The sequence below is a fragment of the Polaribacter sp. R77954 genome, from assembly GCF_044595335.1.
Classification (GTDB): Bacteria; Bacteroidota; Bacteroidia; order Flavobacteriales; family Flavobacteriaceae; genus Polaribacter.
Genome location: NZ_CP138992.1, coordinates 2,654,342 through 2,670,576, shown reverse-complemented (window position 1 = coordinate 2,670,576; position 16,235 = coordinate 2,654,342). Strand labels below are relative to the sequence as shown.

Here is a 16,235-nt window from a genome sequence, read left to right as displayed (position 1 = left end):
CTTATTTTAAGACAGCTTTTAATGTTACTATAGTTTTCTTTGGTATGCTTATATTATCTACAGAGACTTCAGATCTTCTTAAATTACTTATATTTGAAGTTGTATATACCTCAAAAGCATCTCCCTTGATTTCAAAATCTGTACTATAATTTTCTAATTTTAAATCTCTGTTTGTATCGGTATTATTAACACATACCAACACAATTTCATTTGTGTTTTGATTTTTATAACCTGAAATCATAAAGTTTTCAACTGATGTTTCATCATTATAATCTGCATCAACAACCTCAAACCTCTCCATTCCTGGTTTAACAAACCTACTATAATTACCTAACGCCCAAAGAAGTTTGTTAGGAGTAAAAGTACCATCGGTATGTGCAGGACTGTTTGAATTTGGTTGATATAGAATTAAATTAAACCGAAAAGGATGATCTCCAAAAGTCGATTGATTTAAAGCCGTCCAAAAACTCCAACCTGTTGCATTTCCAAAAGCTAAATCTGTATGAATTATTCTAGCCATCCATAATGCATAATCAATTTCTGTAAAAGCTGAAACATCTAAACCTTGTTGATAACCTGTACCTAAAAGACTATATTCTGTCTGCCAATAATCTAAGTTGTAATTTGCTAAAGTTGTTTTTAACGTTTTTCTTTGTCTTAAAGACTCTTGAGTAGATCCGTTACTGAAATAACTGTGACCTGCTATGTATTTAGATAAGTTTTTTAAATTTCCAATATAATTTGAACTAGACTCACTAAAAAAATCATTAACCTGATTACTAGTGTTATTACCACCTTCAAACAAATATTTTAGTTGCGCTGCTTCTGGAAGCATAATTTTTGCTTTTACACCTTTTTGAGTAAATGCGTTATCGATAATTTTAGTTACTTGAGCTATTTCTGCATTTGTTGCCCTTGTTCCTGATTGCTGAGCAGAACCTGCAGCTGCATTCCATTGATATTGAGTTTCATTAAACGGACACACAGTTGTAATATTAAAACCCTGATCTTCATAATACTTCACTACAGTTGCTAAAAAATCTGCATATTTAGTATAATTTTCTGGCTTACAATTAAAATTACTTACATCTGAAGTACTAAAAACATAACCATTTTTAGACATAAAATAAGGAGGTGCTGTTGCCCATGTAGTAAATTTAGATACTCCAAACTCTCTTGCTTTGTTCATAAACCACTGCTCTCCCTGCTGCTTTGACCAATTGTAATTTCCAGAAGCATCTAAATAACACTCTGTTTCTCTAAACCAATTGGATGCAGAAAAACCACTATTAACTTGATCAGCTGCTCCATCACCTATAATTGTTCTCCATAAAGACAAACCAATTCCTTTAGGATTACCTTGCACATCAGTATCTGAACTAAAAAGCAATTCAGCCACTTTATTTTTGGATGCATCAGGCCATTTTCCGACCCATTGATCTTGAAAACCACCTGAAGCACCAAAATGATCTATAACTTGAAATGTATTATTGATATTAAGTATTATACCTTCTTCTGGAACATCAAATTTTGGGTCATTTGGATCTGTACCCATATCTTGACTACAGCCAAGAAAAACCAAACTAAAAACTACTCCAAAAAAATAATCAAAATACTTATTTAACATATTGTATTTATTAAAACCGAATTAATATCCAGGATTCTGCACGATATTACCTCTAGATAATTGAATCTCTTCAGGTGGTATTGGCCATAATAAGTGAATATTAGGATCAAATAATGCTCCACTATTTTGAGGTTCCAATAAATTAGTTGTCTCAAAAGGATCTGTACTTACCTCTGTATTGTACTTTACAAAAGAACCATTTGGACCTAGTATTAGAGCAATTCTAGGAACTCCGTTTATTTTTTGTCTTCTAAGATCATAAAGCCTATGCTGTTCTAAAGCCAACTCTAATCTTCTTTCTTTCCATATTGCATCTCTTAAGGCGTCTCCAGATAAATTATTTTTAGAAGGCAATTGAACTCGATCTCTAACCAATTGCAAAGAGCTTTTAGCAGCTGTTTCATCTCCATTAAAATAAGCAGCTTCTGCGTGTATCAAAATAACATCGGCTAATCTTAAATGAATGTAATGTAATGGCAACTGTCCTCTTTGATATGGATCTGGTCTTTCATCTGTTGGAATGTAATACTTTCTATTGGTACGACCAGATTTATTTTCACTAGGCTTCCCATCAAATGAAGTTACTGCAGGATCACCAAAAACAGGCTCCCCGTGTTTTATAATTGTAGACCTTAATCTAATATTATCACCCTCACTTAAAAAAGCATTTTCCAAATCACTTGAAGGTGATGTCCATCCCCATCCACGATCTCCACGACTTCCGTTAGTAATGGAAAACTGACCACCAACACCGTTAAATGTTGGATTATTAATGTATTGGATTTCAAAAATAGTTTCAACACTATTTAAGTTCCCTACCTTATAAATATCTGCAAAATCTGCCTCTAAACTATACTCCCCTGAATCCATAACAGTTTTTGCCATTGCCTGAGCTTCTGCCCATTTTTCTTCAAAGAGATACACTTTAGCCAATAAAGATTGTACTGCACCCTTAGTTGCTCTTCCTGACTGATCTGAAGATTGCTGGCTTCTTAATGGTAACGAACTCATGGCTTCGTTTAAATCTAATTCAATAAACTCATAAACCTCAGCTACAGAAGACCTAACCTTATCATTAATTGTTGGTTCTAAAATTTCATTGTACGTAGTTACAATAGGTACGCCTCCAAAGTTTCTAACTAAATCAAAATAGAAGAATGCTCTTAAAAACTTTGCTTCTGCAATTAATCTAGCTTTTGTTTCATCATCAATTTCTACCTCAGGAACTCTATCTAGAGCTATATTAGCCCTTGTTATACCTATGTAATGATTTTCCCAAAATAAGTTAAAGTAAGTAGAACCTGGAAACACATTATATTGTGCTATACCTGTAATATCTGGTCTTGGCTGCCTTGTATTTCCTGCCCAGTTATCATCAGATGCCATTTCGTTGATTTGACGCTGAAAATTTACTTGATTCCAATTTGTACCATTAACCATTTGGTAAATACTATTTACAAATGACTCTGCATTTTCTGGTGTTGAGAAAAAATCATCTAATTGCTGTCTACCCTGTAAAGGTTGATCTAATATTTTGTCTGTATCGCAACTTACACTTAGAAAAGCTGCAAAAAATCCTAAAAATAAAATAAGTTTTTTCATAATTTTATAATGTTAAGTTTAATCCTAATAAAAATGTTTTTGCTACTGGGTTGCTTGAAGTATCAACTCCTAAGCCATTAATAATACCTCCACTACTTACCTCAGGATCAAACCCAGAATATTTTGTAAATGTTAGTAAATTTTGACCCGCAAGATAAAGGCGCATTTTACTGATCCCTTTTAATTTAAAATTATAACCTAATTGAATGTTACGCAACCTTAAATAAGACCCATCTTCTATAAACAAATCTGATGGATTTTGATAATTTCCATTTCTATCAAGTTCTGTTAATCTTGGATATTGCGCACCTGTATTTGTTGGAGACCACACCTGATTTTCTAGACCCGCTATTACATTTAAGTTTTGTGTACCTGCAAGTATATACTCTGTATTAATATTAAACACATCGTTTCCAACAGTACCATACCACTGCATAGAAAAATCAAATTTCTTGTAACTCATATTAATGTTCAAACCTCCATAAAAATCAGGAAATGGATTTCCAATCGTTGTCAAATCTTCATCATTTAAAACCCCATCTCCATTTTGATCTACGAATCGTAAATCACCTATTTGGGCATTAGGCTGAATTATAGTACCATCTTCTGATGTATGAGAATTCAACTCGGTTTGATTTTGAAATATCCCTGCTGTTTGATAGCCTTGAAACAAACCTACAGTTTCTCCTAATTCGGTTATTTTTACAAACCTATTTCCTAATCGAGCTCTTCTTTGACCAAGAATTACTTCGTTTCCAGGAGCTAGTTCAATTGCTTTACTTTCATTGGTAGAAAGCGTTAAATTTGCACCTAATGTAAAATCATTCCATGTTTTATTATACCCTAAAGTAAAATCAAACCCTTTTGATTGAAAACTACCTACATTTTGCGCTACAGTACCAGGTATACCTGTATAATTTGGTGTTTCTACACTAAACAATAAATCTTCTGAGGTTTTCTCATAATACTCTGCCTCAAAGGTAATTTCATTATTAAACAACCCAATTGACACCCCAAAATTCTTATCTCTAACAGTTTCCCATCTTAAATTAGGGTTACCAAATTGAGATAAAAAGTTAGCTACAACACGATCACCTCCAAATACAAAATCTCCAGAGCCTATAGAAAAGAATTGACCATTACGACTTATATTTTGATTACCAACTTCACCAGCACCAACTTTAACTCTTAGATTATTAATAACCTCACTTTTAAAGAAATCTTCTGAATCTACATCCCAAGCAAAAGACACGCTTGAAAACACACCTGTTCTACCGTCTTTCGGGAATCTTGAAGATTGATCTACCCTTACAGATCCATTAAAAAAGTATTTATTATCGTAACTGTAAATAGTTCTAAATACTCCTGACAAAATATTATCTGTTGCTTTATTAGCGTTTGCTCTAATGGTTTCTCCTTCAGCTGCATCTAGCTGCCACAGATTCATGTTTGTATTACTAGGAATACCATCCATATACCCTTGTAAATAATCCCAGTTTTCTGAGTCAAAAACTATACCTCCAGTAACATTTAAGTAATGTTTATCATTAATAGTCTTATCAAATGTTATTGTATTGTTTAATACATAATCGAAATTATTTGTTACTCTTTTGGTTAAGTTATTAATTTCTAACTGACGGTTTGGACCAATAAAATACTCTGGATTGAAATTTTGAGAAGTTTGTCTAGAAATATTTAATCCAAGTTGAGATCTAAATGTTAAGCTTGGTAAAATTTTATAGTCTAATTGAGTATTAGAGAAAAATCCGAAAAAATCATTTTCATTAAATTGTCTTGCCAACTGAGCAACAGGATTTGGTACTAAATTTTGAGACAGGCCAAAAATACTATATTCGTTTCTACCTTCTCGTTGACTTTGTGGTATATATACTGGTGTTAGAGGATCAATTCTCATTGAGTTGAACAACAAATTTGGTGTACTTTCCCATTTTTCGATTCTAGGACTAAGATCTTGTTTAAGCGTTACTTTATCAGAAATTTTATAATCTACATTAAATCTACCCGTAATTCTTTGGTAAAATCCTTTAGAGTAGTTGGCTTGCTGGTCAAAAACACTAACACTTCCAGAATATTTTAACTCATCTGAACCACCTGAAACTCTTACATTAGCGTTTAAAACTGGTGCAAAATTTTGAACAACTTCGTTCCACCAATCAGTACCTTCACCTGGATAGTCATCAGGATTAAAAAGTGGTGAATTACCATCGTTAGTTCTTCTAGTATTCATTATTCTTATATACTCTTGCGCATCTGCACTTTCTATTTTTTGCCAGTATTGAACACCGTAATTTACATCTAAACTAACTACTGACTTACCAGATTTACCTCTTTTTGTTGTAATAAGAACAACACCATTAGATGCTCTTGAACCATAGATTGCAGAAGCTGCTGCATCTTTTAAAATTTGAAAACTATCTATATCTTGGGCATTTACAGAGTTTAAAGATGTACCATTTGGCTGTAAAATACCATCAATAACTATAAGAGGACTTGTACTTCCATTAGCTGTAGTAATACCTCGAATTACTATTCTAGGAGATGCACCTGGCGAACCTCCTGAAGATAAAACCTGAACCCCTGCTGCTTTTCCTTGTAAAGCCTCTGCTGGATTACTGGCCACTTGTTTTGAAATTTCCTCTCCTTCAACAGTAGCTATAGAAGTGGCAATTTTATCTTTTTTTACAGATCCATAACCAATTACAACTATTTCATCTAATTGTTGATTTTCTGTAGTTAAAACTACAGAGATTGTGCTTCTAGAATTTACTGAAATTTCTTGTGTTTTGAATCCTAAGTAGCTAAATATTAAAACGGCATTTTCACCAACTTTTATCTTGTATTTACCATCGAAATCAGACACAATTCCGTTAGTTGTGTTTTTTTCTTGTACACTTACCCCTGGTATTGGGTCTCCTAATTCATCTGTTATTGTTCCAACAACAGTGTTTTGAGACGTTGCCGAAAAGACAATACCTAAAAAAAATATTAAAATTAATAGTACTTGTTTCATTTAATGTATGTTTAATTGTTGTTAATCTATTCTAAATACTCGTTATCTTGTTTTAACTACAAGTCTGTTTAAATGTGTATCAAAAATAAATGTGTAATCTTTATTGAGCGCACTATCATCAAAGACATAGTTAGATCCACCATTAGGAATAGTTATGGATGGATCACTACCATCTACCCTCCAAAAAGGACTCCACCCAGCTGGGTTAGCATTTAATATAAATCCATTTGCACCATTATCATCTGGTTGATCCTTTACTGTAACATCTAATGTCCATAAGTGTGGATTATCAGCAGCTTGAACAAACGGCTTACCTGATTTAAAATGCCAACATTGCGTAGAACCATCTGCGTTATTTGTACAAGTAGAAGTAGTTGCATCTACATACACCCCTCTTCCCAAAACATACACTTGATCGAAAGCTGTATCTGTTGGTGTATAAGGCTCTACTGAATAACTTTGATCTCTTAGATCCATTTTAACCTCATAGTAACCAACACCAGGAACCACAATTGGACTAACTGTTGCATCACTTCCAAGCACTAATTTTCCATTTGTACTTGAATCTGCACCAAAAGTATAAGGAGCAAAAGAGGCTTGTTGAGGTATAAATCTAATCTCTGAGTTTTCTTGAGCAGAATAATACTTTGCAGTAAAAACATAACCATCTTCTGTGGTAGCTGTGCTAGCTTCTGTATTGAATGGAACACCAAACAAATCTTCATTCAAATCAGCATCACTAGTAACATCAGTAACATACATAACATCAAAAAGTAATTCATCAAGAACGTTTACTGATACAGTAGCCGAATCTAAATTACCCGCAACGTCTGTTGTTGTAATTGTAAATTCGTAGCTCCCCAAATCTGAAATATCAAGAGATTTCTTGTAATTATATGACTGACCAGAAATGGCTATAGTTTCATTTAACACACTGCTTTCTATTTTAAATTCCGCAAGGTTTTCATCAGTTACAGTAACATCTAACTCTATTTCATTACCAGCACCAATTAATACAGTTGCATTGTTAGCTGGACTTGCAATTTGTATTACTGGGTTTGAAATATCTAAATCTAAAGTTACAACAACATTATTTGTTGAAACATTTCCTCCTATATTAGAAACTGTAATTGGAATATTATGAACACTATTCATTTCTTCTCCTTGTGGAACTTTAAAACGATAAGACAACTCATAAATATCAGTTAAGGAGTCTCTAACAATAGTTTTATCTAAAAACCAAGGTTCGTACTTAATATTAATTGAACTTATTCCTGCAGGATCTGAAACCACCCCCTGAAAGACAAGTGTTTGCCCGGGTAAAGACGAAATTTCTTTTACGAATGAAATAAATTCTGGTGTCGAATCTACTTCTACAGAATCATCACAAGCTACAATAATTGCAAGCAGACAAATTACTGTTACCAATTTTACTTTAATTGTTTTCATTTTAGTTTAATTTAGTTTTGCTTTATTCTATTTTACTTAATCAAACATAGACGTTTCTATTTTTTAATATAAAAACCGTTATCTTGATTTTATCTAAACAAATTAACAATATCTCTTTTTTTTGATTTTATTTTAAATATATATCAACAATATGTTAATTTTTAACAAATATACCCTATAGAATTTCTGACAGAATAGACGAAAAAATCATATATATGGACAATAATATTTTATTCACTTTTTTTTACATTATTTACAACTAAACTTTATGTAAAACATAAAAAATAAATTTTTGGTAAGAAATAAATAGCAACTTTTTAAAAAAACAATACAGAATTACTTTTTTTTGTAACTAGAAACAAAAAGAAGTAATTTTTTTATGATACATGGATTTTAAAATATTTTTATTTACCACAAAACATTTGCCTAAAAATTATATTTTTTATATTTACACCTATAAAAAACTATTCATTCAACAAAAAAAAATTAACCATTAAATTCTGACATTAAAATAAAATAACAGGAATATGGATAAAAATACTTTAAAAGAAGGTTTTCTTGGGCAAAAAATGATTGCATTTCCCAAAGCAATTATAGAACAAATAAAAACCAACCCGATTTCTAAACAATTTTACATTAGTGACTTAGGTTATTATCCGGTTGCAAGCCATCATTATAGATTAAGAAAAAAAGGAGCTAAAGAGTATATTTTCATATATTGTACCAAAGGAAAGGGAGTAGTTACTATTGAAGATCAAAGAACTTTAATCTCTCCAAATCATTTTTGTATAATACCAAGAAATACTCGGCACGAATACAGGGCTGATGACAATGATCCGTGGAGTATTTATTGGATTCATTTCAAGGGTTCTATTAGCGAAAAAATATATAATCGATACTCAAAAAACAATATCAATAACGATAAAAACATCCCCTTCTCAAAAAACACTATTGACCAATTTAATAAAATTTTCGATTTATTAAACAATAATTATTTATTAGACAGTATTGAATATGCAAATCTATTGGGCTTGAATTTTATCAGTTCATTTGTTTACCACAAACTTAACTCGATTAGCACCACACACCCAAAAGACAATCTAATAGACTCTGTCAAAGAATTCTTAATGAACAATATAGACAAGAATTTGACGCTTGATAAAATCGCATCTAAATTTAATTACTCAAAATCTTACCTGCACACAAAATTCAAATTAGAAACTGGCTACCCTATACTTGTATTTTTTAAATTAAAAAAAGTTCAAAAAGCTTGTGAATATCTTAGCTATACAGATTTAAGCATCAAACAAATTAGCTATAAAATTGGTTTTGACGACCCATTATATTTCTCAAGAACTTTTAAGAATTTTATGGGAAAATCTCCCAGAAACTACAAGCAAAGCCAACGTAAATAAACTTAAGTTAAATATGGTTTTTATAACTTATGTTGTTTACTGTAAAGCTTAAAATTTTCTATCTACATGAAAAGGACTGGTATCGATAGATCTTTTTTTACCAGTAATAATTTCAGAAACTAGCTTCCCAGTTGCCGGTCCTAAACTCCAACCCATCATTGCATGACCTGTTGCAAATGTTACATTTTTACATTTAGATGATTTACCAATATAAGGTAATCCATCTGGAGAAAGTGGTCGTAAACCACATTTTGCATCCGCTTTTTCTTGCTCATTAATTTTTACATTTGGATAATAATCTTGAGCTGCTTTTGCAATTGCTTGAACCCTTACAGGATTGATGTTATGATTAATTCCGCCAATTTCCATAGTTCCTGCAAAACGAGTAAAGCCATTCATTGGTGTTACTGCTACTTTTGCTTCCATTAAAATTGCTGGAATAGAAATTTGTGTTTCTCTTTCTACATTTATGCTATAGCCTTTTCCGCCTTGAACAGGAATTTTTATTCCTAATTTCTTTGCCAAATTTTGAGACCAAGACCCAGTTGCTATGACAACTTCGTCTGATTTTATATGAAGATTAGTCGTTTTAATAGCTGTTATTTTTTCGTCTACAACTGTAATATCTATCACCTCTTCATTTCCCAAAATACTAACTCCCACTTTTTTTAAATGGGCTTTTAACTGAGGCATAAATTCATTGGGAGTCATGTGTGCATCCGAATGATAATAAACAGCACCCTTGATGTTTACATCAACATTTTTTTCAATTTTTAGCACCTCTTCTTTTGATAAGTTTTCAACTTTTAAACCTTCTTTAATGGCTCTTTGCCCAACTTCCCATTCTTCTTCTCCCGCTTTTTCTGTTTGATAATACATCATCAAACCTTTTTGTTGATAATGAAAATTAAAATCGCCAGAAGTTTTTAAATCTGCATACAATTCTCTACTCAATACATTTATATCTTTAATTATAGGAATGGATTTTTCTACTTTTTGTTTGGTTGCCGATTTTTTAAATAACCAACTCCATTTTAAAAAATCGATATCTAAACGTGGTTTTACATAAAATGGACTGGATGCATTAAACATCCATTTAATACCTTTGTTTATCATTCCTGGAGCTGCCAAAGAAATAATATGACTTGGTGTTATATATCCCGCATTTACATATGATGCGCCACTTGATAAGTCTGACTTATCAATTACAGTTACTTTATGTCCTTCTTTTTGCAAATAATATGCAGAACACAAACCTATAATTCCACCACCTATAATAATTACACTTTTTGCCATCTCCTTTTAAAAAAGTTAGTTATTTTACTAATTTATCGACTGTAATAATTCTAAATGTATTCGAATTTACAGTTATTTTTATGTTGTCTTTGTTGTTTGAAATATAGAAATTCTTTCCACATTTTTCGAATTTTGCAACTTCTGTTTCTTGAATTACTTTTTTAATGAATTCTCTAATTTCTGCTTTACAAAAATTAGTGGATAGTTTTTTATTGATTCTTTGATAAACCAATTCTGTATAACAATGCTTTTTTAATATTTCTTCTTTCATTAACCCAACTAATTTTACAGACCTTTTTATAAGTTTATAAAAATTAAATTACACTAAATCCAAAAGCATAAGGATCATCTTCTGTATCTATCGTAATGGTATTTTGTCCGTAAATTTTTGCCCATCCTTTAATACTTGGTACAATTGCTTTTTGATTTCCTATAGAAGTTTCTTTTTCTACTTTACCAATAAAAGTGCTTCCAATAAAACTTTCGTGTATAAACTCTTCTCCTATTTTTAATTTTCCTTTGGCATATAATTGTGCCAATCTTGCTGATGTACCTGTCCCACAAGGGCTTCTATCAATTGCTTTATCACCATAAAAAACGGCATTTCTACCATTGGAAGTTGGATGAATGGTATCTCCTGTCCATAACAAATGCGTTACATCTTTTATGTTTTCGTTATCTGGATGCACAAATTGATTAGGATATTTTTTATTGATTAATTCTCTTATAACTTGTGAATGTTTGATAATCTCAGAAGCTGTAAAATCTTGAACACCAGCAAAATTTTTCTGTGGATCTACAATGGCATAAAAATTACCTCCATAAGCTACATCAAAAGTAAGCTCGCCAAGTTCATTAGAATTAATTTTTAAATTTTCTGCTGCCAAATAACTTTTTACATTGGTTAGTTTTACCCATTCTACTTTATCATTTTTAATTGAATAATCAATTTCAACCAAACCTGCAGGTGCTTCCATTTTTATTTTTCCAGGAGTTTTAGGTTGTACCAAACCTTCTTCTATAGCGATTGTGATGGTTCCAATAGTTCCGTGGCCACACATAGGCAAACACCCTGAAGTTTCTATAAATAAAATAGCAAAATCGTTTTCTGGGTTGTGAGGTGGATAGAGAATAGAGCCACTCATCATATCGTGCCCACGTGGTTCAAACATTAAACCTTTTCTTATCCAATCGTATTCTTTTAAAAAATGCAAACGTTTTTCGCTCATTGAATTTCCAACCAATTCTGGACCTCCACTTTTGATAACTCTTACAGGATTTCCGCAAGTATGTGCATCTATACAAACAAAAGTATGTTTACTCATTTTTAACGTTCTTAATATAATTATGAATTCTTTTTTCTAATATTGATAAGGTTACTGTTCCTTGTGCTAAAACTACTTCGTGAAACTCTCTAATATCAAACTTGTCTTTTAATTCAGATTCTGCTTTTACACGTAATTCTCTAATTTTTAATTCACCAATTTTATAAGACAATGCTTGTCCTGGCCAAGAAATATATCGATCTGTTTCTGTGTTGATTTCGTGAAGTGATAAAGCCGTATTTTCAGACATATAATTTACAACTTGTTCTCTTGTCCATCCTTTTGCGTGAATTCCAGTATCTACAACCAATCTGCAAGCACGCCACATTTCATAGGTATATTTTCCAAACTGCTCGTAAGGTGTGGTGTACATATTCATTTCATCTGCCAAAAATTCGGAATACAACCCCCAACCTTCTCCATAAGCAGATAAATATAAATTCTTTCGAAATTGTGGAATAGAGTCTCCCAATTCGTTATTTAAACTTCCTTGCAAATGATGCCCAGGAACAGCTTCGTGAACTGTCAATGCAGGTAATGTATACAAAGTTCTACTTGGCAAATCGTAGGTATTTACCCAATAATACCCTGGCTCTGTACTTTCTTTTGATGTTCCAATGTAACGTCCTCCTGTATATTTTGGAGCAATTGCTTCTGGCACAGGTGCAACTCCATAAGGTTTTCGTGGTAAGGTTTTAAAGAATTTTGGCAATTGTGCGTCTGCTCTTTTTGCCATATCTCTTGCAATCATTAGCAACTCTTTTGGTGTTTTTGCATAGAATTGCTCGTCTGTTCTTAAGAATTTTAAAAAATCAGCAAAACTTCCTGTAAAGTTTAAAGAACTGATTATTTTTTGCATTTCTGCTTTAATTCTGGCAACTTCTTTTATACCAATGTTATGAATATCATCTGCAGTATATTGTGTACTTGTGGTATAAAAATTAATTCTATTTTGATAATACGCAACACCGTTTGGAGTTTCTGAAACTCCTAAACTTGTTCTTGTTTTTGGTAAATACTCCGTTTCAAAAAAAGTTTTTATTCTTTTAAATTCAGGAACTACAGTGTTTTCTATTACAATTTTTGCAGCTTTTAAAACTGAATCCTTTTGCGTTTCATGTAAACTTAAAGGTAAATTTTTGAAAGGTTTGTAAAACGGACTTTTTTGGTAATCGTCCACAATATGATCATTATATGTAGATTCATAGCCTTTAAAAATGACTCTAGGTTGCGAAACTCCTTTTCCCAAACCTTCTCGTAAATTTTTAAAATGCTGATTTACAAAATCTGGCAAACTATGTAACTTCTTTAAATATTCTTTTACTTGCCCGTAGTTGTTAAGTGGTTTGATTTGATAATTTAGACTACTATGAAAACCTGAGTCTGATAATAACGGATTTAAGTAACGTTCAAATTGGTAATAATCAATTTTATCTTGCAAAACAAATTGCAATAAAGCTGCCGAAATCTGTTCGGTTTCAGACAATTCTTCCAATCGAATACAATTAAAATATTGAAGCTGATTTGTAGCATAATCAGCTTCAGATTTATAGTATTCTTTAGTATAAAGCCCTAATGGATAGGTGTCTTTATCATAAGTCTCTCTTTCTTCATAAGATTTAATCAATATAGCCAATTCTGTTTTTGAAGAATTGCAGGTTTCATTTCCTGAGTTACAACTACAAAAAGCAACAAAAAGGAATATGAAAAAGGCCTTAAAAAATCTCATTCTAAATCTCTTTATCCGTTTTTACTCCATTAACGGTTCTTAAAATTCCTAACGGATTTTCATTTTTTAGTTCTTCTGGAAGCAAGTTATTTGGCCAATCTTGAAAACTAAAAGGGCGAACAAATCTTTTAATAGAATCTACCCCAACTGCCGTAAATCTACTATCTGTTGATGCTGGATAAGGACCACCGTGTAACATTGATGGACAAACCTCTACCCCTGTTGGAACTCCGTTAAAAATAATTCTTCCTACTTTATTTTGAAGTTCATTAACTACGGTTTTGTAGTTTTCTAGTTCGTTATCATCAGAAATTATAGTTCCCGTTAATTGTCCTTCTAAATTAGCTATTACTTCTTCTAGTTCTGCTTTATGCTCGCATTGAACCACTAAAGAAAAAGGTCCAAAAACTTCGTGATGTAAAGTTGGATTCTTTAAAAACGCTGCACCACTAACTGTAATTACTGCTTGGGCAGCAAAATTAGAGGGTACATTTTCAGTAATATCTGCCAACACTGCAACTCCGTTTTGATTTAAAGCGGTTTCTTTATTTTTATAATATGCATTTGCAATATTAGGGTGCAACATACAAGAAGGTGTTACTTCTTTTATATCTGATGCTAAACTGTTTGTAAAGTTTGTTAAACCTTCTGATTTTAGCCCAATAATTAAACCTGGATTTGTACAAAACTGACCCGCTCCTAAAGTAATAGAACCTGCATAAGTTTTTGCAATACTTTCTGCTCTATTTTCTAATGCCTTTGGCAATAAAACAACTGGATTTACACTTCCCATTTCTGCAAAAACAGGAATAGGTTCTTTACGAGTTGCCGCTAAATTGTATAAAGCTCTACCGCCCTTTAAACTTCCTGTAAAACCAACTGCCTTTATATTTTCATTTAAAACCAATTGCTGCCCAGCATCATTTCCATTTGAATTTAAATTGGAAAAAACACCATTTGGCATTCCTGTTTTTTCGGCTGCTTTAACAATTGCAGATGCTACCATTTCTCCTGTTGCTGCGTGCATTGGATGAGACTTTACGATTACTGGGCAACCTGCTGCTAGTGCTGCTGCTGCATCTCCACCAGCAGTAGAAAATGCCAACGGAAAATTAGATGCTCCAAAAACCACAACTGGACCTAAAGCAACATTCATTTTACGTAAATCTACTTTTGGAATTGGCTGTCTATCTGGTTGGGCTGTATCTATAGTAGCTTCTACCCAACTACCATCTTCTAAATGGTTTGCAAACGCTCGTAATTGTCCTAAAGTCCTTCCTCTTTCTCCATTTGCTCTTCCTTGAGGCAAACCACTTTCTGCACAGTAAACTTCGAGTAAATTGTCGCCTAAATTTTCTATTTCTTCTGCTATGGCTCTTAAAAAAGAAGCTTTCTTTTTACCAGAAAATTTCGAATATTCTTTAAAAGCACTCGCTGCTAAACTTGCAGCTTTTGCTACTTCTTCTGGAGTTGCTTCTGTAATATTCCAATCATTATTTTTATTTAATAAAGGATTAAATGTTGTAAATACTTTATCTCCTTTAGCAAATAATTGATTGCCTATATAATTTTTTCCTGAAATCATTTTTTACGTATTTTTAAATGCTTTTTTTCTAATTTACTCTTTTGTAAGCTGTTTTTTTTACAATTAGGTATTTTGTAATATTACCTTGAAATGAAAAAACACTTTCTAAAAACCAAGCTTTCTCATTTTTAAATATTTGAAAAGATTAACTTACTAAATCCAGTACTTCCAGTCTTTCTTTTGCCAGCATATATCTTGCACGTACATCGTCAATTTGCTGTTTCGTTAGCTTCTTACCAAAGGTACGTAGTCCTCCAGCAACATCATTGTGATGAATTCCCATAGCAAATTTAAGATACTCCAAAAGCAAAGGCTGAGCATCCAAATAAGATAAAGAATTTAAAGCCTGAGAAATTTTGTTGGCCTCTGCCCATTCTCCCTTTAAAACATACTCCTGCATAGTAACACTAGCTTTTGGAAAGATACAACCTACACCCGTAATTCCACCACAAGCTCCAGCGAGTCCTGCATGTACAGTAACTGTGTCTACTCCTGCCAAAATTTTTAAATCTTTATTTTCTAACATTAGTGTTTCAATAATTGAAACATCTATAGTCGATATTTTAAGAGCAGTTACTTTAGGAAGCACAGAAAGTCTCATAAGAAGCTCAGTTGAGATTGCATGATAACCTGCTGCATCTGGATTGTTATAAGGCATAATGGTTACGCCTACATCTTTTGCAGTTGTTTCTGAAAGAGCAAAGTACTCATACATTTCTTTTTCAGAAGGAACTGCCTTCGTTTTTGGAGGCATTACCATAACTGTATCCACTCCAACTGTTGCAAGTCCTTCAATGATTTTGGTAAGTTCTTCTTTAGTTGCTGCTGAAGCTCCACTGATTAAAGGTACATTGTATTCTTTAGCAACTTCAGAAAGGGATTTCAATAAAGAAAGTCGTTGTTTATTGTTCAGATAGCTATTCTCACCCAGAGTACCAGAACCCACAAGTCCACACATTCTACTTCCGCCTTTTCCTTGAGTTTTTAAAATACCTGCTGCTTGTTTTTGAGTTGTATCAAAGTCAATTTCAAGATTGCCAGATTTTGACTCTTTCAGCCATGTAAACACTGCAGGCATTACACCTTCCCAATTGGATTTCATTTTTATATTCTTTTTAATGAGTTATAAATTTATATAAATATCACCATCAACAATACTACTAAATTACTCGTTTT

General features: G+C 32.3%; 11 protein-coding genes. 1 reads left to right on the top strand and 10 read right to left on the bottom strand.

What is annotated here, in order from left to right:
• Nucleotide 1 precedes the first annotated feature (1 nt).
• The 4 genes from SJY27_RS11655 to SJY27_RS11640 are packed head-to-tail and all read right to left on the bottom strand — an operon-like array spanning nt 2 to nt 7,709.
• On the bottom strand, nt 2-1,627 hold the full coding sequence (locus SJY27_RS11655) for a glycoside hydrolase (protein ID WP_397445014.1): 1,626 nt from the start codon (nt 1,625-1,627) through the stop codon (nt 2-4).
• A gap of 21 nt (nt 1,628-1,648) precedes the next feature.
• Nucleotides 1,649-3,229 (bottom strand): RagB/SusD family nutrient uptake outer membrane protein, encoded by a 1,581-nt coding sequence (locus SJY27_RS11650; protein WP_397445013.1) that lies wholly within the window; start codon nt 3,227-3,229, stop codon nt 1,649-1,651.
• 4 nt (nt 3,230-3,233) lie between these two features.
• Nucleotides 3,234-6,260, bottom strand: a complete 3,027-nt coding sequence (locus SJY27_RS11645; protein ID WP_397445012.1) for a SusC/RagA family TonB-linked outer membrane protein — start codon at nt 6,258-6,260, stop codon at nt 3,234-3,236.
• A gap of 42 nt (nt 6,261-6,302) precedes the next feature.
• Nucleotides 6,303-7,709, bottom strand: coding sequence for a hypothetical protein (locus SJY27_RS11640; protein WP_397445011.1), 1,407 nt, complete (start codon nt 7,707-7,709; stop codon nt 6,303-6,305).
• Nucleotides 7,710-8,236: 527 nt separating this feature from the next.
• Here SJY27_RS11640 and SJY27_RS11635 point away from each other — a divergent pair.
• Entirely contained in the window at nt 8,237-9,124 is an 888-nt protein-coding gene (locus SJY27_RS11635; RefSeq protein WP_397445010.1) for an AraC family transcriptional regulator, read from the top strand.
• 48 nt (nt 9,125-9,172) lie between these two features.
• Here SJY27_RS11635 and SJY27_RS11630 read toward each other — a convergent pair whose 3' ends face one another.
• From SJY27_RS11630 to SJY27_RS11605, 6 genes are all read right to left on the bottom strand, one after another.
• On the bottom strand, nt 9,173-10,420 hold the full coding sequence (locus SJY27_RS11630; RefSeq protein ID WP_397445009.1) for an NAD(P)/FAD-dependent oxidoreductase: 1,248 nt from the start codon (nt 10,418-10,420) through the stop codon (nt 9,173-9,175).
• A gap of 19 nt (nt 10,421-10,439) precedes the next feature.
• Complete coding sequence (locus SJY27_RS11625; protein ID WP_077810928.1) at nt 10,440-10,691, bottom strand: DUF3781 domain-containing protein; 252 nt, start codon at nt 10,689-10,691, stop codon at nt 10,440-10,442.
• Nucleotides 10,692-10,734: 43 nt separating this feature from the next.
• Complete coding sequence (locus SJY27_RS11620) at nt 10,735-11,745, bottom strand: 4-hydroxyproline epimerase (RefSeq protein WP_077810927.1); 1,011 nt, start codon at nt 11,743-11,745, stop codon at nt 10,735-10,737.
• The gene (locus SJY27_RS11615; RefSeq protein ID WP_397445008.1) at nt 11,738-13,474 is read right to left on the bottom strand and encodes a DUF885 domain-containing protein; all 1,737 of its coding nucleotides are present in this window, start codon (nt 13,472-13,474) and stop codon (nt 11,738-11,740) included. The genes SJY27_RS11620 and SJY27_RS11615 overlap by 8 nt, the downstream gene beginning before the upstream one ends.
• A gap of 1 nt (nt 13,475) precedes the next feature.
• Nucleotides 13,476-15,059 carry an aldehyde dehydrogenase (NADP(+)) gene (locus SJY27_RS11610; RefSeq protein WP_397445007.1) on the bottom strand — a complete coding sequence of 528 codons (1,584 nt, stop codon included), beginning with the start codon at nt 15,057-15,059 and terminating at the stop codon, nt 13,476-13,478.
• A 145-nt stretch (nt 15,060-15,204) separates the two neighbouring features.
• A complete protein-coding gene (locus tag SJY27_RS11605) occupies nt 15,205-16,161 on the bottom strand; it encodes a dihydrodipicolinate synthase family protein (RefSeq protein ID WP_397445006.1) in 957 nt (318 codons plus the stop codon).
• Between the last annotated feature and the right edge of the window lie 74 nt (nt 16,162-16,235).